The organism is Christensenella tenuis, assembly GCF_014287795.1.
In the GTDB taxonomy this organism is placed as follows: domain Bacteria; phylum Bacillota; class Clostridia; order Christensenellales; family Christensenellaceae; genus Christensenella; species Christensenella tenuis.
In genome coordinates this window covers 678914-701878 of the sequence record NZ_JACOON010000001.1, presented here as the reverse complement: position 1 = coordinate 701878, position 22965 = coordinate 678914, and the positions used below count along the sequence as shown (strand labels likewise).

General features: G+C 48.5%; 21 protein-coding genes. 16 read left to right on the top strand and 5 right to left on the bottom strand.

Annotated elements, in window-relative coordinates:
• The first annotated feature begins 102 nt into the window (after positions 1–102).
• Positions 103–951: a sugar phosphate isomerase/epimerase family protein gene (locus H8S18_RS03410; protein ID WP_186856879.1), complete on the top strand. Its 849-nt coding sequence runs from the start codon at positions 103–105 to the stop codon at positions 949–951.
• Positions 952–1018: 67 nt separating this feature from the next.
• On the opposite strand, the gene H8S18_RS03405 is transcribed toward H8S18_RS03410, so the two are convergent.
• The 4 genes from H8S18_RS03405 to H8S18_RS03390 all read right to left on the bottom strand — a co-directional run bounded on the left by H8S18_RS03405 (position 1019) and on the right by H8S18_RS03390 (position 4753).
• Entirely contained in the window at positions 1019–1780 is a 762-nt protein-coding gene (locus H8S18_RS03405) for an amino acid ABC transporter ATP-binding protein (protein WP_186856878.1), read from the bottom strand.
• A gap of 10 nt (positions 1781–1790) precedes the next feature.
• The gene (locus H8S18_RS03400) at positions 1791–2432 is read right to left on the bottom strand and encodes an amino acid ABC transporter permease (protein ID WP_186856877.1); all 642 of its coding nucleotides are present in this window, start codon (positions 2430–2432) and stop codon (positions 1791–1793) included.
• A gap of 78 nt (positions 2433–2510) precedes the next feature.
• Positions 2511–3377, bottom strand: coding sequence for an amino acid ABC transporter substrate-binding protein (locus H8S18_RS03395; RefSeq protein WP_186856876.1), 867 nt, complete (start codon positions 3375–3377; stop codon positions 2511–2513).
• 179 nt (positions 3378–3556) lie between these two features.
• On the bottom strand, positions 3557–4753 hold the full coding sequence (locus tag H8S18_RS03390) for a coenzyme F420-0:L-glutamate ligase (RefSeq protein ID WP_186856875.1): 1197 nt from the start codon (positions 4751–4753) through the stop codon (positions 3557–3559).
• A 334-nt stretch (positions 4754–5087) separates the two neighbouring features.
• Here H8S18_RS03390 and H8S18_RS03385 point away from each other — a divergent pair, with 334 nt between their 5' ends.
• The 4 genes from H8S18_RS03385 (at position 5088) to H8S18_RS03370 (ending at position 10396) form a co-directional block, all read left to right on the top strand.
• A complete protein-coding gene (locus H8S18_RS03385; protein ID WP_186856874.1) occupies positions 5088–6182 on the top strand; it encodes a GntR family transcriptional regulator in 1095 nt (364 codons plus the stop codon).
• Positions 6183–6279: 97 nt separating this feature from the next.
• Complete coding sequence (locus H8S18_RS03380) at positions 6280–7680, top strand: L-fucose/L-arabinose isomerase family protein (protein ID WP_186856873.1); 1401 nt, start codon at positions 6280–6282, stop codon at positions 7678–7680.
• Between the two features lie 35 nt (positions 7681–7715).
• Positions 7716–8831, top strand: coding sequence for a hypothetical protein (locus tag H8S18_RS03375; protein ID WP_186856872.1), 1116 nt, complete (start codon positions 7716–7718; stop codon positions 8829–8831).
• A gap of 44 nt (positions 8832–8875) precedes the next feature.
• A complete protein-coding gene (locus H8S18_RS03370; protein WP_186856871.1) occupies positions 8876–10396 on the top strand; it encodes an FGGY-family carbohydrate kinase in 1521 nt (506 codons plus the stop codon).
• A gap of 119 nt (positions 10397–10515) precedes the next feature.
• Here the strand turns inward: H8S18_RS03370 and H8S18_RS03365 are convergent, their stop codons facing one another.
• Positions 10516–11808 (bottom strand): sn-glycerol-1-phosphate dehydrogenase, encoded by a 1293-nt coding sequence (locus H8S18_RS03365; RefSeq protein ID WP_186856870.1) that lies wholly within the window; start codon positions 11806–11808, stop codon positions 10516–10518.
• A 135-nt stretch (positions 11809–11943) separates the two neighbouring features.
• Between H8S18_RS03365 and H8S18_RS03360 the strand changes: the two genes are divergently transcribed.
• The 11 genes from H8S18_RS03360 to H8S18_RS03310 all read left to right on the top strand — a co-directional run bounded on the left by H8S18_RS03360 (position 11944) and on the right by H8S18_RS03310 (position 22965).
• Positions 11944–13200 (top strand): hexokinase family protein, encoded by a 1257-nt coding sequence (locus tag H8S18_RS03360; protein WP_186856869.1) that lies wholly within the window; start codon positions 11944–11946, stop codon positions 13198–13200.
• 202 nt (positions 13201–13402) lie between these two features.
• Positions 13403–14398, top strand: a complete 996-nt coding sequence (gene hydE / locus H8S18_RS03355; RefSeq protein WP_186856868.1) for a [FeFe] hydrogenase H-cluster radical SAM maturase HydE — start codon at positions 13403–13405, stop codon at positions 14396–14398.
• Positions 14399–14407: 9 nt separating this feature from the next.
• Positions 14408–15811 carry a [FeFe] hydrogenase H-cluster radical SAM maturase HydG gene (gene hydG, locus H8S18_RS03350; protein ID WP_186856867.1) on the top strand — a complete coding sequence of 468 codons (1404 nt, stop codon included), beginning with the start codon at positions 14408–14410 and terminating at the stop codon, positions 15809–15811.
• Positions 15812–15957: 146 nt separating this feature from the next.
• A complete protein-coding gene (gene hydF, locus H8S18_RS03345; protein WP_186856866.1) occupies positions 15958–17136 on the top strand; it encodes a [FeFe] hydrogenase H-cluster maturation GTPase HydF in 1179 nt (392 codons plus the stop codon).
• A gap of 126 nt (positions 17137–17262) precedes the next feature.
• Complete coding sequence (locus tag H8S18_RS03340; protein ID WP_186856865.1) at positions 17263–17736, top strand: peptidylprolyl isomerase; 474 nt, start codon at positions 17263–17265, stop codon at positions 17734–17736.
• Between the two features lie 247 nt (positions 17737–17983).
• Positions 17984–18886, top strand: coding sequence for a phosphate ABC transporter substrate-binding protein (locus H8S18_RS03335; protein ID WP_186856864.1), 903 nt, complete (start codon positions 17984–17986; stop codon positions 18884–18886).
• 92 nt (positions 18887–18978) lie between these two features.
• Positions 18979–19914 carry a phosphate ABC transporter permease subunit PstC gene (gene pstC / locus H8S18_RS03330; protein WP_186856863.1) on the top strand — a complete coding sequence of 312 codons (936 nt, stop codon included), beginning with the start codon at positions 18979–18981 and terminating at the stop codon, positions 19912–19914.
• Positions 19904–20791 (top strand): phosphate ABC transporter permease PstA, encoded by an 888-nt coding sequence (gene pstA / locus H8S18_RS03325; protein ID WP_186856862.1) that lies wholly within the window; start codon positions 19904–19906, stop codon positions 20789–20791. The genes pstC and pstA overlap by 11 nt, the downstream gene beginning before the upstream one ends.
• Before the next feature lie 17 nt (positions 20792–20808).
• The gene (pstB, locus tag H8S18_RS03320) at positions 20809–21564 is read left to right on the top strand and encodes a phosphate ABC transporter ATP-binding protein PstB (protein ID WP_207721631.1); all 756 of its coding nucleotides are present in this window, start codon (positions 20809–20811) and stop codon (positions 21562–21564) included.
• Between the two features lie 17 nt (positions 21565–21581).
• Positions 21582–22238, top strand: coding sequence for a phosphate signaling complex protein PhoU (gene phoU / locus H8S18_RS03315; RefSeq protein WP_186856860.1), 657 nt, complete (start codon positions 21582–21584; stop codon positions 22236–22238).
• 49 nt (positions 22239–22287) lie between these two features.
• Entirely contained in the window at positions 22288–22965 is a 678-nt protein-coding gene (locus H8S18_RS03310; RefSeq protein ID WP_186856859.1) for a response regulator transcription factor, read from the top strand.

Sequence of the window (22965 nt, the reverse complement as noted above, 5' to 3'; positions counted from 1 at the left end):
GCCTGAAACTAAAATTGTAATCCTTATGCATTACCTGTATACTAATAACATATCACAAAATTTTGGATTTCTTTTAAATAAATGAACAGGGGGATATTTATTATGGAGGTTGGAGTATTTTTGGCATTGGAACCGTTTACTTCACTTGAGCGGAACCTTGAATGTGCAAAGGAGGCGGGATTTACCTGTGCTGATATTACCGATACCCATGCAAGCGGCAGCATGTTTGCTTCTGCAGGGCTTTCGGCGTCGGTTAGCCTGGATGGGAATCCGTTTGAAATCAAAAGAACGTTCGAGAAATATGGGATGAATATTATGACGCTGAGCGCGCATGCATCGCTATTGGAACCGTCCAGTCCTGCAAACTTTGCGACGTCAGAGATTATGAAAGCAATTAAATTTGCAGCTGCGATTGGCATACGGGACGTCATCACGACAGAAACATTTGCTAAAAGCGAATGGGCCAAAAACCTTTCCTATGAGCAGACTGTTTTTATAACAGCGGAAAAATTGTATGAACCCTGCCGAATGGCTGCAGATTATGGCGTGAAATTGTGTCTGGAGCCACATGGCCCACTGACAGATTCGATTACGGGAATCGGTGATGTTATGGAATTACTTGGAAACCCGGAAGCGCTTGGCGTCAACATGGATACGGGAAATAGCTGGCTGGGAGGAACAGATCCGGTAGAGCTTGCGAAGAAATATAAAGATAAAATATATCATATCCATTGGAAAGACTTGGGCGAGGAGTGGCTTCCGGCACGCGGCACACGGTATGGATGCGGTTTCTCGACGATTGAAGTAGGAACAGGCGTGATTGACATCAAAGGTGTGATTGATGTATTAAAGGACAGGAAAGAAATCCGCTATTCAACGTTGGAAGTTGCAGGAACACCGGAGCTGCTGCGGGCGAGCGCGCAATATATCAAAAAATATTGGGATGCGTAATATTGCATGCAGGCAAATAAAAAACAAGCTGCCGTTTTGGTGACCGGCGGCTTGTTTTTTGCAATTTTTATACGCTTAAAAGCTTATCGAGAAAGGAACGGATACGCGCTTCCTTCGGATTTACCAAAAGTTCATCAGGCGTACCACGCTCTAGTATGCGCCCATCATCCATAAATACCACCTGGCTTGCAACTTCCTTGGCAAAGCCCATCTCGTGGGTGACGATCAGCATTGTCATGTGTTCCGCGGCGAGCCCTTTAATAACCTGAAGTACTTCGCCCGTAAGCTCCGGATCGAGGGCGGAGGTTGGCTCGTCAAAGCATAGGATATCGGGATCCATGGCAAGTGCCCGCGCGATGGCTACGCGCTGGCTTTGACCGCCGGAGAGCTCACAGGGGTAGGCATCCGCGCGGTCCGCAAGCCCTACCTTTTTCAGCAGATCCATTGCGGTTGCTGCTGCCTTTTCTTTCGAAACATGGTCTACATTTATCGGTGCAAGCGTCAGGTTTTCCAGTACGTTAAGGTGAGGAAACAAGTTGAAATTCTGGAATACCATTCCAAGATGCAGGCGTGCGTCGCGCAACTGTTCATCCGGGAGGTATTCGGTTATGCCGTTTTTTTCTTCTGCAATGGTGATACCGTCAAGGATAATTTTGCCTTTTTCCGCCCGCTCCAAACAATTGATGCAACGCAGCAGGGTGGATTTTCCGCTGCCGGAAGGACCTATGATGGCCATTGTTTCGCCTTTTTCCAAGGAAAGATCCACATCCTTTAAGACGTGCGTGCCGCCAAAACTCTTATTCAGTTTATTTACTTCAAGTACGCTCATATCGTTCACCTTAAATCCTGTAATAATTCATACGCTTTTCGATCTTTTTCAGCACAAGGGATACGACGGCATTGATGGCGAGATAGAAAACCGCTGCCGCGACGAGCGGCATAATGTTGGCCTCGCGCATGGATGCCGAATATGCAATTTTGAGCAAATCGCCAAGGGCGATGATACTGACGAGCGCCGTATCTTTTACTAAGTTGATTACTTCGTTCCCGAGAGAGGGCAGTACAATTTTGAACACCTGCGGGATCACGATTTTGCGCATTGTAAGCCCTTTGGAAAGCCCAAGTACGGAAGCGGCCTCATATTGGCCGCGGTTAATAGACTGGATGCCGCCGCGGAAGATTTCGCTGAAATAAGCAGTGTAATTCAGCACGAAAGAAAGTAACGCCGATTCAAACCGTCCAATATGGATGCCCGCCAGGTTTAGGCCGAAATACATAAACAACACCTGGAGGATAAGCGGAGTACCGCGCATTACCACAAGATAAATATTATAGATAAATTTGGCAGGCTTATTTTTACCAAGGCTTACATGGGAACCGAGGAAGCCGAGCGGAATAGAACAGACAAGCGTCAGCGCGAATAAAGCTAAGGTTACGCCTAGGCCTTGTGCAAGTTCTGCAAATGTACCGAGAATGTTCATAATGATACCTCTAATCAAAGGATGAAAAATCGGGCAGCATTGCAAAATACTGCCCGGTTCATTCGATTTTCGTAAAACCTAGAAGGTGGTAACGTCCTTGCCGAACCATTTTTCACTCAGTTCGGCGGCGGTGCCGTCTTCCTTCATTTCGCTAAGCGCCTGCATGATGGCGTCATGCAATGCCTGGTCAGACTTCCTGAAACCGATACCATATTGTTCAGGAGATAATGTTTCTTCCAGTATAACATATTTATCCGGGTCTTTGGCAAGGTAATAGTTTGCAACCACAAGATCCACCGCAAGCGCATCAGTCTGGCCGGAGGACACATCCATCAATGCGGTTACATTATCTTTAAAATCAATTTGTTCGCCAATGGAAGCGGCGAGCTCCGCATTATCGGCGATGGCTTCCTGGGCAGAAGAACCGTCCTGCACGGCGACTTTTTTCCCGGCAAGATCCGCAAGAGTTTTAATGGAAGAATCAGCCGGTACGACAACAACCTGCATATTTTCCATGTAAGGTTCGCTCATCAATACCTGCTCCTGACGCTCCGGCGTGATGGTATAACCATTCCAAATCATATCGATATTGCCGGATTCAAGTTCAAGTTCCTTGGCTTTCCAGTCAATTGCCTGAAGGTTGGCATTTACGCCCATATGCTCTGCAACTGCCTTTGCAAGTTCGATATCAAAGCCGGTTAGGTTGCCGTCTTCGTCACGAAATCCCATAGGAGGGAAGCTATCGTCAAGGCCTACAATAAATTCGCCCTTGTCCATAACGTTTTTCAGGGAATCATCGCCGTTTTTGGCAGCCTCTTCCCCCATCTTTACAAATTCTTCGTTGGCAGCGGGGGCATTATCTCCACCGCTTGCAGCAGGTGCACAGCCCACAAATACGGAAACTGCGAGGATAGACACGAGTGCAATCAGTAATACTTTTTTCATTTCGTTCTTTCTCCTTGTACCATAATTTTGATTACCATGATATTATAATTCATCGTGGTAAATTAGTAAAGGGATAACTTAAAAAATGCAGGGCAAACGGCGCCTCGTTAAAAGCGCCCCGGAACCGAAGCAAAAAATAAAAGCCATTGCATATACAACGGCTTTTACGCAACATTTGTTTAATCGGCATCGGCGTAGTTATCAAAATATCCCTGCACCAGCACAACAGGAGTTCCCTTATCGCCGCTGCCTGAGGTCAGGTCACACAATGAACCGATCAGGTCAGTCAGGCGGCGGGGCGTAGTTCCCTGCGATTCCATGGAACCTTTAAGATCCTGGTTTTTGGCTTTGATATATTGTCTGATTGCGGCGTGGAGATCCTCGCCTTCAAGATCTGCGAACTGATTGTCAGCGAGATATTTCAATTTAAGCTCGTTGGGCGTACCCGTAAGCCCGACGGTATGCGCGGGAGAAACGACAGGATCCGCCAACTCCCAAATTTTACCAACGGGATCTTTGAACGCACCGTCACCATATACCATAACTTCTACATGTTTTCCCGTTTTTTCAAAGACCATACGCTGTACGTCATCTACAAATCCATCACAGGCCTGTGGGAATAATTTCACCTTATCTTCCGTAGACTTATTGGAACCCAGAATACCGTATTCGGCATTGAAACCGCTGCCGTCAATGGATTCCGCCATAATATCATCGAGGGCATAAAGCGTTTTTACACCCGCTGCCGTAAGTTTATTTTTGGAACGTTCGCGCGTGTGGATATCACAGCACAGCACGTGGTCGGTATAAGAAAGTACTGCGCATGGATCATTTGCAAAAATGATTTCCACTTCGGCGCCCTCTTCGCGGATGAGGCTTTCGTAATATTCCACGTAATCTATACCCGTAAATGGATGGAGGTTCACGCCAAATAGTTCGCGGTATTGCTCAAGCGTCAGTATATCGCTCCACGGATTGACGCCCTTTTCCTCTACCTGATCCAGTGAAACGAGATGGTTGCCAACCTCGTCCGAAGGATAGGAAAGCATGAGGACGATCTTTTTTGCACCCCGGGCAATTCCGCGTAGGCAGATCGCAAAGCGGTTGCGGGAAAGTATGGGAAAAATAACGCCGATCGTGCTATCGCCATATTTGGACCTGATATCGCAGGCGATATCGTCCACCGTAGCATAATTGCCTTGCGCACGTGCCACGACCGCCTCGGTTACGGCGATCACATCGCGGTCGTTTAATGTAAATTCATCTTCTTTCGCGGCCTCGAGCACACTCGAAACAACGATGGAAGCGAGATCATCACCCTCGCGTATAATAGGGGTCCGGATCCCGCGTGAAACTGTTCCAACACATCTAGACATAATTTATACCTCGAAATTGATTTATTTAAGGCTGCGGCGACAAAAAACACCTATACTATTATAGCAGAGCAGGTGATTCGACACAATGCTTTTTGGAAAGCAGCGGCGCGAGGTGAAAAAGACTGTCTCCGAATAGAAGCGGGGTTCCTTTTTCTGCGTGCCTTAATCCCATCTTCATGCTTGTATTATATTTTGTGTGAAATTTAATTACAACTTTATATCAAATTTCAAAAGTTATCATTTCTTTGCTAATTATTCTGTACTATAATTAATCCCGCAATCGGGAATACAGGATGATGCGGCACAAGCGGGCAGGGGAAAGGAATGGGTACGGATGACAAGTATAAACGGCGGCTTTAAATACCTCGCCCTCAGGAACTGGATCATAGAACAGATTCAAACAGGCGCCTTGAAAAATGGCGACCGGCTCCCGTCCGAGCAGGCTCTTTGCAGCCGCTTTTCCTTCAGCAGACAAACGGTTAGGAATGCCATCGATACGCTTGCGCGGGACGGCACATTGCGAACGGTGAAGGGAAGCGGAACCTACGTCGCAAATGCGGGCGGCCTTGTGCGCAATAAAACCATCGGCGTAATTTTCAGTTGTCTGAACGATTATATTTTCCCCTCTATCCTGCGCGGGGTGGAATCCACCCTCAGTAAAAACGGCTACGCGACAGAACTTGCCATCACCAACAACCGCTGGCAGACCGAGGGGGAAATATTGGAACGTATGCTGCATTCGGGACTCAGCGGCCTTCTTGTGGAGGGAACCTGTTCTGCACTCCCTAATCCGAATATGGATACCTATTTTCTTCTCAAACAAAAACAGCTGCCAGTTGTCTTCATGCACAATTATTACGATAAAGAGCTTTTCCCAAGCGTGCTCATAAACGATAGGGAAAGCGCGGAAGCGGTCACAAGGCGGCTCATCGAAGGCGGACATAAAAGGATCGCGGGGCTGTTTAAAATTGACGACATGCAGGGCAGGGAAAGGCTGGGCGGCTATTTGCAGGCACTGCACGACGCACAGATGGAAATCCGCGAAGACGATATTTATTATTACACGACCAAGCGGAAACTGCCGCTCGAACAAACGGGCGTACTGGAGGCCTTTACAGGGAAGGTGCCGTGTACGGCGGTTATGTGTTATAACGACCAGATTGCGGGCGAGCTTCACACCCGCCTGTCGCAGGAAGGAATCCGTGGTGTGGCGATCGGCGGGATTGACGACGCTTTTGAAACGCAGCCCACGTCTATGCGGATTGTCACGGCAAAACATCCTAAGGAAGCGATCGGCGAGGAAGCTGCGAAAAGAATCCTTCAGATGATGGGAGACGGAATAGAAAGCGTTCCCTGCACACCTTTTATGCTCACTACCGAGCTGGTGGAGAAAACCGGTTTTATAAACCGGGAGTTGCCGCGGCTTTAGGAATAAGGGCGAAAACCACTCTTTTTAGAAGATAACAAAAAAGTATACTTGCAGATGTACTTAAGCCTGCAAAATTTATGATACAAGGAGAATTAAAATGGGTAGACAAACATTCGCGCTTTATTTTGGAAATCGGGGATTTTTTCCGGAAAGCCTGATTGCCGGCGCACGGCAGGAATTGAAACAGGCAATCTCGGACGCGGGCTGTGACTATTTGATTATGGATGAAAACGCAACCCGGTACGGTGCGGTTGAAACTCCGGAAGAAGGCAGGATTTACGCAAATTTTCTAAAACAAAACGAAGGGAAATACGATGGTGTTATTATCTGTCTGCCTAACTTCGGCGACGAAAACGGGGCGGTTGCGGCTGTGCGCGATGCAGGAGTTCCCATTTATGTGCAAGCGTACCCCGATGAAATTGGAAAAATGGATTTCGAGAATCGGCGTGACGCCTATTGCGGCAAGCTAAGTATTGAGGATATGCTGGGCCAATACGGGATTCCCTATTCCGTGTATCCGCTCCACGTCGCACATCCGCAGTCGGGCGCTTTCGCGCAAAATTTGCAGGATTTTGCCGCCGTATGCAGAATCGTGAAGAAGCTGAAACGGTTTTCGATCGGTGGAATCGGGGCGCGCACGACAAAATTCAAAACAGTGCGTTACGACGAATTGGCGCTGCAAAAATATGGCATCACCTTTGAGTCCTACGACCTCAGCGAGTTGTTCGCACGCATCCGGTCTATGAAAGATTGCCGGGACGCCGTACGCGAGAAAAAGGATTGGCTGAGTGCATATGCCGATTTTTCCCGGGTACCGGACGATAAATTTACAGTGCTGGCAAAAATATCCGTTGCAATTGACGATATGATGGACGAATACCATCTCGATACAGTGTCTATCCGTTGCTGGGATGAAATGCACCGGGAATTTGGCGTTGCGCCGTGCGTGCTTTTAAGCGAGCTTAACGACCGGGGGATCGCTGCCTCCTGCGAAATGGACGTTGCCAACACAGTCACCATGTATGCACTGTCTGCGGCGTCCGAATTGCCTGCCGGCTGTGTGGACTGGAACAACAATTATGGCGGGGAGCCGGATAAGTGTATTCTCTTCCACTGCGGCCCGATTGCGCGACGGTTGATGACTGGCCGGGGACAGGTTGGCATCCATAAAATGTTTGCCAAGGGCAACGGCCCGGATTATGGATGGGGTGTTGACGAAGGACGTATTGCCCCGATGGATATGACGTATGCCAGCGCTGCTACGATGAATGGGAAACTGTACGCTTATGTGGATGAAGGACAAATCACGGATGACCCGATAGAGAATACTTATTTTGGTTGCGCCGGAGTTGCCCACATCGAAAATCTGGAAGAAAAACTTATCTATATGGGAAAAAATGGTTACCGGCACCATACTACGTTCACTAAAGGCAAATATCTGAATGCAGTGAAGGATGCGTTCCAGACCTATCTAAACTACGAACTGATCGTTCTGTAACGGACGTACCGCAAAACGAAGAACGGAGGTATACAATGAGCGGATTTTTTGAACGGGTTGGCGGCTGGGATTTACAGCTTGAAACCAAAAAAGATTTTGAAAAATGCATGGAACGCATATATGCCTGGTTTGAAGGGGAGCTGCTTGACCGGCCGCCTATCCGCTTTGCGCGCCATAACGCGGAATTTGAAATGAAGGAATATGATAAGGCGTGGAATTCGCTTCGTGAACGCTGGTTCGATGCACAATACGTTGTGGATTCGTTTGCGCAAGGTGTGCGCGGGAAACATTTCCATGCCGAAACCTTCCCAATGTTCTGGCCGAATCTTGGTCCCAATGTATTTGCCGCATGCTATGGCGTAGGCTATGAATTTGGTGAAACGACGGCATGGGCGGACGAGTCTTTTTCCCTTGACGAGTATGATTTTCCGGGTATCGATTGGAAAAGCGAATATTTAAAAAAACTTGACGAAATGACGGATTATGCGCTGGAAAGTTGCTCCGGACTTTTCATGGTGGGTTATACGGACATCCACCCGGGACTCGACTGGGCAGCCGCCATGTTCGGAACACAGGAGCTTTTGCTCGCTGCCTACGATGCGCCCCAAAAAATGCGTACGTTGGGCACACGGGCGCTCGGGGACTTTTTCCGCCTGTACGACCACTTTGACGACAAGCTGAAAAAGGCCAGACAACTGTCTGTGACTTGGATGAATATTCCCTCTTTCCAAAAGCTTCATATTCCAAGCTGCGATTTTTCCAGCATGATATCGCGTGAACATTTCAGGGAATTTGCCTACGAAGGGCTCAAACAGGAAATGGAGCACATGGATCAAAATATTTTTCATATCGACGGAAAACATGTTGCGCTTCATACAGACGATATTCTGACCCTTCCAAAGCTGAACGCTATCCAATGGGTGCAGGGCGTCGCAGAAGACGAACCCATCATGCAGTGGGTGCCATATATCAAAAAAATACAAGCCGCCGGCAAGGGCCTTGTAGTCGATGTAACGACAGACGAGCTTGACGACTTTATGGATGCGGTCAATCCCCGGGGGATCTATCTCTGCGTTTCTACGAAAAATGAAGAGGAAGAACTGGAAGTCATCAAACGCGCGGAGAAGTGGGCTGCGCGCAGCAGAAGCTAGGGACGAGCGGCAGTGCCGCGGAAAGAAGGAAGGAGCAAAGCCCTATGTATGTCATTGGTCTTGATGTGGGAACGTCGGGTGTGAAAAGCACAGTATTCGGTGAGAACGCGCAAATTGTCAGCCACGCCCGCCGCGAGTATGACCTTTTGTGCGGAGCGCCGGGGCAATATGAGCTCGACCCGGAGGTTCTGCTGCAAAAATCCGTTGAAGCGCTGCGGGAATCTGTAGCTGCTGTCAATGGGAAAGAGGTACGCGCAATCTGCATCACATCCTTTGGCGAGTCGTTCGTGTGTATGGACAAGGACGACCGTGTGCTTGCAAATACGATGATTTATATGGACAGGCGGGGCACACAGGAAATCCCTGAGTTTTTGGAATTGGCAGACGCAGACGAGATTTATAAGACAAGCGGCCAGTTTGTCGACCCAATGTTTGGGGTGTATAAATTGCTGTGGATGCAAAAACACAAACCACAGCTGATGGAGCGGGTCAGGCGCATTTCCTTTATCGCCGATTTTGTGGCATACAAGCTGGGAGCGGAACATACCTGCGACTATTCCCTTGCCGCGCGCAGCGCCTTGTTTAATATCAGGAAAAAAACGTGGTGGGCTGGGGCGATGACCCATGTCGGGCTTAGGGCAGATATCCTGCCGCAGACTGTACCCAGCGGCAGTGTGACGGGTACGCTCAATCGGAAAAGCGCGGATATACTCGGCATGGATACGTCCGTGAAGCTCATCATCGGGGGACATGATCAGATACTGGCGGCGTGCGGTGGCGGCGCGTTTAAGCCGGGAGACCTCGTAAACGGCATGGGGACTGTCGATTGCATGACGCCCATCCTCGATATCAACAGTGTTGATACAGAAAAGCTGATGCACTTCAAGTTGCCGCTTGTCCCCTATCTGCATACAGGGGCCTATGTAACTTACGCGATTTCCGTATCCGGCGGCTGCATCATCAAATGGTTCCGCGACGTGCTGGCAAAGGATGTAGCGGGACTCTCCACCGCCGCCTATGATATCCTCGGCACCGAGGCTCCGGAAGAACCGACCAGCCTGCTGGCGATCCCCTATTTTGCAGGAGGCGCTACGCCGGATATGGACGATAAAACGCCCGCTACCATTACGGGGTTGCGGTTAGGAACCACGCGGGGAGAGATTTTCCGTGCGCTTATGGAAGGAGAGGCGTATGAAATGAGGCGGTGCGTCGATTGCCTTATAGACGCTGGCGTTGATATCCGCAAGATCACGGCGGTCGGCGGCGGTGCAAATTCTTCCGTATGGATGCAGCTTCGGGCGGATATCTTTGAACGGAAATTATATACCGCCCGCAACAAAGAAGCGGGGACGCTTGCAAGCGCGCTGCTTTGTTATGCGAATATTGGGGTTTATAGAGATATACGGGAAGCACAGGAACATCTTGTTGAGATTGAATCCGTTCATCTGCCCGAGCAAAAAAACAGCGCTGCTTACGTGAAAAAGAGAAAAGAATACCATCGCTTTTACGAAGCCGTCAAGGGCGGCCAACCATCATATTTTCCGGCAGGAGATGCTGTTATATAAGGGGACTGTCTCTGAAAAAATAAGAAACGCCCCCCAAAAGTTAAACAATATGACGCGCAGGCTTGCCTGTTTTTCCCGGACGCTCTCTTTTTGCCGGGACAGTCACTTTCTATCTTGATTTAGAATTCAAGCTCCGTATCAAAATCAAACAATTCAAAATCGCACATAAGACGCAGCATGGTAAAACGATTGCGGATATAGCAACAGATTTTCATGGTTTCCCTGAATTGGCCGTCCGTCATATCAATCGCTGAATAATCCGTATATCCGCCAACGGTGCGGAGCGTTTCCGTAAGGGATCCAGGGGAGGGCACTTCATCCGCAATCCGCAGGACTTCGTCATAATTCTGCTTCAAAAGTTCGCGGTCAAGCTTTGAGGTAATGGTAGGAGTATTTTCTTTCTCTACCGCGGCAACAATATTTTCCGGATAGTGCGCGTAGTATCCTTTAACACGCGCAATGTCAAACTGGTTGGGGATGTTTTGCTCATAAATGCGCTTTAATCTCCGTGTAAAGACGGGGTAATATTTTGCCGCCTGGATTGTTGCGATTCCCACTTTTTCTCCATGAAGCGCAGCGCGGTTTACACCTTCGATCGGCACAGTTTCGAGATAGTGTGAAAAATGGTGTTCGAAGCTTGAGGCGGGGCGGGTGATTCCGACCATCTGCATTGTAATACCGGAGAGCAGCAGCCCTTTCATCAATACGCCAAAACTCTCGATATCGCCACTGTCGATTTTTTCAATGTTCTGCACGATCATATCGACAGCTTCAATCGTAAGGTCAGCCACGAAAGGACAAAAATATTCCCCGGTAATGAGATGGCCGATCTTCCAGTCGGCGATGCTGATATATTTACTAAGCATATCGCCTACGCCGGAAGCTGTCATTTTTTTGGGAGCGGCAGCGATGATTTCAAGATCTGCGACTACGGCATTCGGCGCTTTAGCCGGCAGGGTAATTTTCGCGCCGCCAAGTGTCATTGCCGCGGAATCGGAAACAAATCCGTCTACGCTTGCGGCGGTTGGCACTGCGATAAAAGGGATATCTTGCTGAAAGGCCACATACCGCACGATATCGCAGATTACGCCCGAACCAACAGCCAGGAGAAGATCACAGCTGCCTTCCCTGAGCGCTTGCGTCACAAGCCCTACCTGTTTTTCATCGGCATGGATTTCTTCGTCTGTCAGGATAAAGGCCGGAACCCCGGGAAGTGCGGCGTTAAATTTAGGATGCGCTGCTTCGTATGTGTTGCGGTCAAAGACCGCGAGTGGAGCTGCATCCGGAAAGAGGCGCCCAAGAAGTGCGGGCAGCTTTAACATCGCATCCTTTTCCACAATATAATCACGTGTTTTGAGCGTATGATTTTTCCCGCAGGCACAGTCGGTAACATCCAGGATATCTTCAAACATAAAAGGTGTTCCCCCTATTAAAATTTAAGTCGCTTTCATTGTACGGCAGGTGGAAGCGTTCGTCAAATAGCATTGCAAAAAAAGGATTTTACAGTATAATAATGAGTGAATATAGAAGCGATGAAAGGAAAACGTATGCTGACGGCAAAAGAGTTTATTAACGAACATAAAATGGAATATACGTCTGTTGACGTAAAAAACGAAATGGACGCTTATATTGATGAAATGAAAAAGGGACTGTGCGGCGAGAAGAGTTCGCTGTTAATGATTCCTTCTTATATTACATTAAAAAGCGAAGTGCAGCGGGAAAAACCAGTCATCTGCGTGGACGCGGGGGGGACGAACCTGCGTATTGCCGTGGCGGAATTTCTCGAGGATGGTTCATTCCATACGGAAAAGATCCAGCGCTATCTGATGCCGGGAGTGGAAAAAGAGCTTGAAGCGGAAGAATTTTTTGATATTCTTGCGGGTTATATCCTGCCGTTCACGGAGATTGCAAAAGACATTGTAATTTCTTTTGCATATCCGGCCAGAATACTGCCGGATATTGACTGCGAAATCGTTGAAATCACTAAGGAAGTCAAAGTGAAAAATGCGGTTGGGAAACGGTTGGGAAAAGAAATCTGCGCGTCCCTTGCGAAGCAGGGGGCGAAGGGATGCAATATTATTGTGGTAAATGATTCCGTGGCAACGGCGCTTGCGGGAAAAGCGGAAAAATTAAACGATGGCTACGGTTCTTTTACGGGAACTATCCTTGGTACAGGGAGCAACAGCTGCTATATTGAATACGTGCGCAATATCGCCAAACTTGCAGGCGGGGGAGAAGGCGTGATGGTTATTAATACGGAGGCAGGCAGTTACAGCCGGGTACCGCGAAGCGATATTGACCTTGCCTATGATGAGAGTACGCAAAATCCGGGACTTGGGGTATTTGAAAAAATGACAAGCGGCGGCTATATAGGGCCTTTGTGTGATTTCACCCTGCGTACGGCGGCGCGGGAAGGAGTGTTCGCAAATGGGTTTTCCCTCGCCAAAACGGTTTCAACCGTTGACGTGAATGATTTTTTGACAGATGGCTCGGGGGCAGTCGGAAAATATTTCACGGAAGCTGCAGACCGCGATGCCGCACGGGAAATCCTGCTTAATATTGTGCTCCGCGCAGGCCGTTTCCTCGCGCTGCAGATGGCAGCGGTTGCCGTGAAGGCTGCAAAGGAAAACGAGCGTGTTTGTATGACCATTGAGGGAACAACGTATGAAAAGATGTTTGGATTGAAAAAGGAGGCGCTTACCGTACTGCTTCCGTATCTTGATTCCATCGGCATCAAAGCAGACGTAATCAGCGTAGAGCATGCAGTGCTGAAGGGCTGTGCGATTGCCGGACTTTCGAGGTAATATGGAATTTTTAAAGAAATTAAAAAAGGATGCATATTGTAATCAAGACGAGTTTATAATATGATTAGAGAGATCGGAATTTTGGCTTCTGATCACAAGGAGGAATCTGAGTGAGAGGACGGCATTTGAAATAGCGATATTTTATTAGCTGTCTTTTCGTTTGGAAAGGCAGTTTTTTTATCGGCTGGAAGCAGGAGAGGATATGGCGCTTTATACACTGGGAAATCACACACTGGATACGCAACAACCGGATAGGGATATCCTTGCCGCGCTGATTGGGGATGAGACCGTGGATGCAGAGCTGTTCCATGCGGCAAACACTCTCAAGATACGGCAGTTTGGAAATAAGGTATTTGTACGCGGCATTATAGAGTTCTCCAACTATTGCCGATGTACCTGCGCTTATTGTGGAATTAATGCGCAAATGACGCATACAAAGCGTTACCGCATGATGCCGGATGACTTAGTGAACGCAGCGGTTTGTGCCGCGAAAGTATATCGTACCGTAATCCTCCAGAGTGGGGAAGACCTGTTTTACACTGCAAAGACGCTGGCAGATATTGTGCGGCGGATTAAAGAAAAAGCCAACTGCGCGGTAACTTTATCGATCGGGGAACGAACCCTCGAAGAATACCGTTTGATGCGGGAAGCTGGGGCAGACCGTTTTCTGCTCAAGCATGAAACGGCAAATGCAGTGCTTTATGAGTCCCTGCATGGAGCGGCGCTTGAAACGCGCCTTGGCGCGCAGCGCAGAATTAAAGCGCTTGGGTTTGAGCTCGGTGGGGGCTTTATGGTTGGACTTCCAGGGCAGACGGATGAGATACTTGCAGAAGACCTGTTGACGCTTGTGCGCGAGAGAGTGGAGATGGCGGGGATCGGTCCGTTTATTGCACATCCGGATACGGATCTTGGAAATGCATTGGACGGAGACCCGCATAAAACGTTGAAGGTGCTTGCGCTTGCGCGGCTCCTTCTTCCGGGATGTCATTTACCGTCAACCACAGCGCTTAACGTAAAAGGCGGCATGAAAAATGCATTGTTGTGCGGGGCGGACGTTATTATGCAGAAGGCGACGCCTTTTGAATATAGACAGCTTTACGACATCTATCCGGGGCGGGATGCCCAGGAGGTGCCGCTTGAAGAACAATATGAAACATTGAAAAAAAGACTTGCGGAACTTGGTTTATCCGCAGAATAGGGGGAAAGTATGTACAATGTAATGGGGAAAACAGCCGCTGAGTTTATGGACAACGCAGAAATTGAACGGGTACTTGCGGCGGCGCGGGAAAAAGCGCATGACAAAAAAGAGGTAGAACGTATCATCCATAAAGCGAGTGGTTTTGGCGGATTAACGCATGAGGAAGCCGGAATTTTAAGCTATGTGGAGGACAAAAACCTGATTGAAAAGATGTTTGCTACGGCGAAAGAGATCAAAAAGCATATTTACGGCAACCGTATCGTGATGTTTGCACCGCTTTATCTTTCAGATTACTGTGTGAATGAGTGCCGCTATTGTGGTTATCATCATTCCTCGTGTATGGAGCGCAAAAAACTTACGCAGGAAGAAATTGTACAGGAAGTGCAGGCACTCGAGAAAATGGGCCATAAACGTCTTGCCCTTGAAACGGGGGAAGATCCGAAAAATTGTCCGCTCGAATATGTACTTGAAAGCATCAAAACAATTTATTCGATTCATTTTGAGAATGGAGCGATCCGCCGTGTGAATGTCAATATCGCGGCAACGACAGTTGAAAACTATAAGCGGCTTAAAGAAGCGGGAATCGGGACTTATATCCTGTTCCAGGAGACCTATCATAAACCGACATATGAACTGCAGCATCCGAAAGGACCGAAGAGCAACTATGAATACCACACAACCGCCCATGATCGGGCAATGGAAGCCGGGATCGACGACGTCGGCCTGGGGGTGCTTTACGGTCTTTACGATTGGCATTTTGATCTTGTAGGACAAATTATGCATGCGGAGCATCTGGAAGCGGTATTCGGCGTGGGGCCCCATACGATTTCTATGCTGCGTATCCGCGATGCGGGAGACGTCAAGAAGACGGATTATGAACACGCGGTATCGGATGACGACTATAAAAAGATTGTCGCAATCATGCGTATGACGGTTCCATATACGGGGATGATTCTCTCTACACGCGAAGGCGGTGCATACCGCGACAGCGTCATTGAACTCGGTATTTCACAAGTGAGCGCGGGCAGCGCGACGGGCGTAGGCGGATATACAATAAAAACACAGCAGCCACAATTTGAAATCGAGGACCACAGGACGCCGATTGAAATGACAAAAGAGCTGATCAGAGATGGATATATACCGAGCTTTTGCACGGCATGCTATCGGCAGGGAAGGACGGGCGACCGCTTTATGCGTCTTGCGAAAACGGGGCAGATCAGCAATATTTGCCAGCCGAACGCGCTTTTGACACTCAAAGAATATGCGGTTGACTATGGCGATGATGAGTTCAAACAAATGGCGGACAGCTTGATTGAAAAACAGCTTGAAGAGATTCCGAATGATACGGTTCGTGAAAAAGCAAAAGAGTATATCGGAAAGATTGAAAACGGGGAACGGGATTTCAGATTCTGATAGCGGGTGAGTTTTTGAAAAACGAGGGGCACCGACTCTGCTTGCCCGTATTGGGCAGGCAGAGTGTCGCTGCCCCTGCTTGCATTCTGTTCGGCAGATATCTTGTTTTTAAAGTATAAAACCAAATATGATTGGGAGGAATTACAATGTCTAATTTAGATGAAACGCCGAGGGCGAACAGGCTTCATATTGCCTTCTTCGGAAAAACCAACGCGGGAAAATCCAGCACGATCAATGCAATCACTGGCCAGGAAATTGCTCTCGTTTCGGATGTAGCGGGGACAACGACCGATCCTGTTTATAAAGCGATGGAACTTTTGCCGGTTGGCCCGGTCGTGTTTATCGATACTGCGGGACTCGATGACCGGACTGCACTGGGCCGGGCGCGCATCGGCAAGACGGATGAAGTAGTGGATAAAGCCGATATTGCCGTTTTTATCATCAATAGCGCCGACCACGATCTTGTGCCGGAACAGGAATATATGGCGCGGTTCCGCGCAAAAAAAACGCCGGTTATTATTGCTTATAATGAGTTCGGAAACGATGGAGCAAAATCCACAGTGACGGCTGGGGACAATGCGGTGGTAATTAATGCGAAAACGGGCCAGGGGATTGATGCGTTAAAAGAAATGATTGTACGTAATGCGACGGATTATGAGCTTCCCAGCATTGTGGGGAATCTGGCCCAAAAAGGCGATGTTGTCCTATTGGTAATGCCGCAGGATATCCAGGCGCCCAAAGGAAGGCTGATTCTCCCGCAGGTACAGGTGACGCGCGACCTGCTTGACAAGGGCTGCCGGGTAATTTCTGTGAAAACGGAAGATATGATTCCCATGCTGAGGGAATTAAAGAATCCACCACGCCTTGTGATTACGGACTCGCAGGTATTCAAGTTTGTTAACGAGCATCTTGACAAGACCATTCCGCTGACTTCTTTCTCTATGCTAATGGCAAGATATAAGGGAGACATTGAAGAATTTGTGAAAGGCGCACGCACTATTGCAGATTTAAAACCAGGGGATAAGGTGCTGATTGCGGAATCTTGCACCCATCATGCCATGAAGGGCGATATCGCGCGGGAAAAATTGCCGGGTTGGTTGAATGAATATGCAGGAGGAGAGCTTATTGTTGAAAACACGGCAGGACACGGTTTTCCCGACAATCTTGCAGAATATAAATTAATCGTTCATTGCGGCGGATGCATGATCAACCGCAAAAATATGCTTTCTAAAGTTGAGCGTGCCCGAAGCAAAGGCGTTGCGATTACAAACTTTGGCGTCGCGATTGCATTCCTCAATGGAATGCTTTCCCGCGTTTCCTATTAAAATATGCAAGAAACATGCTTTGATTGTGTTATAGATGTGCGGTTGTGGTTTACAAAAAATATGAAATAAAGTATAATGTACGCAAAAAGTGGCCGAAAGGCTGCATAATACCGGGAGGCAGGGATAATGATTATTATCAAAATAAAAGGCGGCGGCACCATCAAGGTTAAGCTCGACGAAAAGGCTGCTCCGAAAACGGTAGAAAATTTTAAGAAATTGGTTCGTGAAGGTTTTTATGATGGACTTACATTTCATAGGGTAATCAAAGGCTTCATGATCCAAGGCGGATGCCCTAAGGGAACGGGTACCGGCGGGCCTGGCTACAGCATCGAGGGGGAATTTTCTTCGAATGGGTACGATAACCCGCTCAAGCATAAGCGCGGTGTAATCTCCATGGCACGCAGCATGGATCCAAACTCTGCAGGTTCTCAGTTTTTTATCATGCATGCGGATGCTCCGCATCTGGACGGACAGTATGCGGCATTTGGGAAAGTTGTCGAAGGCATGGAGGTTGTCGATGAGATCGCTTCTATGAAAACGGACTTTTCAGACCGCCCGATGGCTGATATCGTCATGGAAAAAGTTACCGTCGAAGACTGAAGCACAATCCGCTGATGCCTGGTGGACTTAAAACGGTATTGATACCGCAGTATTTGCTGCGGTATTTTTTTGTCTTTAAAATGGCTTGGCACAGCGAAAACTTTTTTACATACACTTTACAACATATAAAAATGACCTCTCCCTGATTTTACATGGATTTTACAGAATTAAATACTTGATTTTACATTGGCATTTTATAATACACTCATCGTTAAAGTTTTCAATAATTTAAATAAGGAGAACGAACATGAAAAAAATTATTACAGTCACAGCATTGGTACTTTGTATGGTGTTTGCGGTCATCGGCTGCTCGGCACCAGCGGCAGAGGAATCCACGGCAGCGCCGAGCGAATCTGCTTCGACGGAAGCGAGTGCATCCACAGAAGCAACGGCCTCTGCTTCCACGGAAGCCTCGGGCGAGGCAATCTCCGGGAGCGTACAGATGTCTGGTTCCACTTCGATGGAGACCATTGCAAATGCCCTGAAGGAAGCCTTTATGGCCCAATATCCTGATGTTTCGGTTGACGTACAGCTCGGTGGATCTTCCGTAGGCGTGCAGGACGCACAGTCTGGAAAATCCGATATCGGGAATGTGTCGCGGGAACTGAAAGACGATGAGACAGGTCTTGTTGCAAACACGATTGCCATCGATGGCATCGCGGTCATTGTCCATCCAGACAATAAAGTGACGGAAATTACGTCGGAAGATCTGGTGAAAGTATATACGGGCGAGATCAAAAACTGGAAAGATCTCGGCGGCGACGACCAGCCGATTGTAGTAATCGGACGCGAAGCTTCTTCTGGTACGCGCGGCGCGTTTGAAGAACTGCTTAAAATAGAAGACCAGTGCCAATATGCACAGGAGCTGAATGAAACAGGCGCGGTCAAGACGGCGGTTTCCGCAACGCCAGCAGCCATTGGCTATGTATCCCTCGAAGCGCTTGACGATACGGTGACGGCCCTTAAGGTGGATGGCGCAGAAGCGACGGAAGAAGCGATTAAGGCGGGTGATTATCCGCTCTCAAGACCGTTCATTATGGCGACGAAAGAAGGAGAACTCCGCCCCGAAGTGCAAGCGTTCCTCGACTTCGTGATGGGAGAAGAGGGGCAAGCAGTCGTGGCGGACAATAAGCTGATTACGATTTCATAATAATTCCTCTAGGTTAGATTCCGGAAGGGACGCGGAGGCAAGTCCGCGTCCCTTTCGATGGTAAGAGGAATTTTAATGCTAAGGAGAAAGATATGAATGCCAGCATGACAATCATAGGCGGCAGGAAAAGTAAAACGATCCTGGAACGGACGATGAAAGGGATTTTTATCGGATGCGGGCTGTTTGCGATCATAGCGGTTCTGATTATTACGATCTATATGATCGTTTCCGGCGCGCCGGCAATGTTTACAATTGGGCTCAAGGATTTCCTGTTCGGAACGGAATGGGCGCCAACCGCCGCCGATCCGAAATTTGGGATACTCCCAATGATATTAACGTCTCTTGTGGGGACGGGACTCACGATTTTAATCGGAGTGCCCATCGCGTTGATGGCGGCAGTGTTCGTTTCCGAAGTCGCTCATAAAAAGGTCGCGGGCGTTGTGAAACCGGCGATTGAACTTTTGGCGGGTATTCCATCGGTTGTATATGGCCTGCTTGGAATGATTATCCTTGTCCCGCAGATATCAAAACTGGAAGCACTTTTGTATGCGAACGACCCGGCGCACATTTTTACAGGCGGGGCAAACCTTTTATCTGGAATTATCGTACTCACAATTATGATTCTGCCCACTGTAGTCAACATAAGCATCACATCGCTAAAAGCGGTCCCACAGGAATACAAGGAAGCGTCGCTCGCGATGGGGGCAACCAAAATGCAGACGATCTTCAAGGTTCAGATCCCTGCGGCAAAATCCGGAATTATCACGGGTATTGTGCTCGGCATCGGACGGGCGCTCGGCGAAGCAATGGCGATTATTCTCGTCTCGGGAAATGTAGCAAATATGCCCGCACTCTTTAGCAGTGTCCGTTTCCTTACAACAGGCATTGTGTCGGAAATGAGTTATGCATCCGGCCTGCATAGGGAAGCCCTTTTCAGCATTGGCCTCGTATTATTTATTTTCATCATGGTCATCAACGTCACCCTTAACACACTATTGAAAAAGGAGGCCGCGGCTAATGAGAAATAGTGCGGAAAAACTTTCCAACGATATCAGTCTGATGAAAAAGAAGCACCGTCCTAAGGATGCGGCGCAAAAATTTGCCATTTATGCTTGTGCAATCCTTACGGTTGTGATCCTGTTTTACCTGCTGATTTATATCATGATACGCGGACTTCCGAATGTGAACTGGGAATTCCTTTCCACGGCGCCTTCGGCGCTCAATAAGACAGTAGGGATCCTTCCCAGCATCCTCAATACGCTTTACATGATCGGGATCACGCTTCTGATTGCAACGCCGATTGGGGTAGGTGCAGCTATTTTCCTAAACGAATACGCAAAACGCGGGAAGATTGTCAAAATTATCGAATTTACGACGGAAACCCTGGCAGGAATCCCTTCTGTGTTATACGGTCTGTTCGGTGCGCTGTTTTTTGGAGTGACACTGGCCCTTGGGTATTCAATTATTGCCGGTGCTCTCACTCTTGTATTGATGATCCTGCCGATCATTGTACGGACGACGCAGGAAGCACTGAAGACAGTGCCCAACGAATACCGGGAGGGAGCCCTTGGAATCGGGACGACCAAATGGCATATGATTCGTACGATTATTCTGCCCGGCGCGCTGCCCGGGATTATCACAGCAGTCATCCTTGCCATCGGCAGGATTGTGGGTGAATCGGCGGCCCTGCTCTTTACGTCTGGGATTGGCACCAACATGCCGGCAAACTTTTTCGGGCATATGATGGAATCGGGGGCAACGCTTACTGTGCAGCTCTACACGTATGCCGCGAAAGGGCAAAATGAACCTGCATTCGGGATTGCGGCCGTACTGGTAATTATTGTCCTTGTCATTAATTTGCTGACTAATTACCTGAGCAAACGTTTCGGCAATAAGAACAAGTAGTGGAAAGGGGTAACACCTTGGATATCAAAATTTCAACAAAAAATCTGAATTTATATTACGGACAGAACCATGCCCTCAAAGATGTAAATATAGAAATTGAAGCGGGGAAGATCACCGCCCTGATCGGGCCTTCGGGATGCGGGAAGTCTACCTACCTGAAAACGCTCAACCGTATGAACGATCTGGTGGAAGGCGTAAAAATAACAGGTGAAATATTGCTCGAGGGGGAAAACATCTATGACCCGAAAGTGGATGTGACGATTCTCAGAAAAAAGGTCGGGATGGTATTCCAGAAGCCAAATCCGTTCCCTATGAGCATCTATGACAATATTGCCTATGGACCGAGAGTGCACGGGATCAAAAACCGCAGCGATCTCGACGAAATTGTGGAAAACAGCCTTAAAGGTGCGGCACTGTGGGAAGAAGTGCGCGACCGCCTGAAGAAAAGTGCGCTGGGGCTTTCGGGCGGGCAACAGCAGAGGCTGTGTATCGCGCGGGCAATTGCGGTTTCACCGGAAGTCATACTGATGGATGAGCCGACCTCGGCCCTCGACCCGATTTCCACGACCAAGATTGAGGATCTGATGAGCGAGTTAAAGAAAAAATATACCGTCGTTATCGTTACGCACAACATGCAGCAGGCCGTCCGTATTTCAGACCGGACCGCATTCTTCTTGCTCGGGGAAATGGTAGAATTTGGCAAGACGGAGGATTTGTTCAGTATGCCGAAGGACAAACGGACAGAAGACTACATCACCGGACGTTTCGGCTGATTGGTAAAGGAGAAACCATGAGAAATAAGTTTGATATAGAATTGGAAGATTTAAATCTGGATTTGATCCGCATGGGTGCCCGCGCGGAGCAAACGATCACAAAAGTAGTCAAGGTTATTGAAAACTGTGACGAGGCGGGCGCGCGTGAAATCATTGAAGACGATGACCTCGTAGACGCGATGGCGCGGCAGATCGAAAGCCGTTCCATGAAGCTGATTATGAAGCAGCAGCCGGTAGCCAAAGACCTGCGGATCATTTCCACGGCGCTGAAAATGATTACGGACATCGAAAGGATCTGTGACCAGGCATCGGATATTTCCGAAATTACCCTTTCCGTATGTAAGGAAATTACGATCCCCCGGCCGCAGCATATCTCTAAAATGGGCCGTACGACGGCCCAGATGGTTCACATGGCGGTAGATTCCTATGTGCACCGGGACATGGGACTTGCAGAGGAAGTCATCGGGATGGATAATGAAGTAGACCGCCTGTACGACGTAGTGAAGACGGAACTTCTGGATATGGCCATAGAGGACAGGGAAAAGATCGACCAAATTGTGGATTTCCTGATGATCGCAAAATATTTGGAACGCATCGGAGATCACGCAGAAAACATTGCGGAATGGGCGGTGTTTTCGGAAACCGGTGTGCACAAAGACCGCCGTATTCTCTGACGGATGATGTGTGATATAATATGCATAGCAAACGTGTGAGGTAAAAAAAGTGGCTTATATTGCGGTAGTGGAAGACGATGCTTCGGTACGGGAGCTCATCCTGTGTACGCTAAAGTCGGCAGGCTTTGCGGTAGAAGCGTATGAACGGGGAGAAGACTTTCTGGAACAATATAAAAAGCATGAGGAACCGGATGCGATTCTTCTGGATATCATGTTGCCCGGGATAGACGGGTTCGAAATATTCAGGAGGTTATCTTCGCAAAGCGGATTCGACAGTCCCGTCATTTTTCTGACCGCCCGGACAACAGAAGTGGATAAAGTCTCCGGATTGAACCTGGGAGCGGATGATTATATTACGAAGCCGTTCGGCGTATTGGAACTGATCGCGCGTGTGAACGCGGTCATCCGGCGTTCCCGGAGAAGCTCGCGGCCGCCGCAGGCTATTGAGATCGGTGGCCTGAAGCTGGACGTTTCGGCGCATACTCTTTACGTAGAGGGGGAAAAAACCGCACTGACCTATAAAGAGTTTGAGATGCTGCGTTACTTTATGCGAAACCCGGGCCTTGTATTGACGCGGGAGATGCTCCTGAACGAGATATGGGGTATCGATACGGATATTGAGACGCGTACAGTTGATATGCATATTAAAACATTGCGACAAAAGATAGGACGCTGCGGAGAATGTATTAAAACGGTGCGCGGCGTTGGCTATCGGTTTGAGGTATAG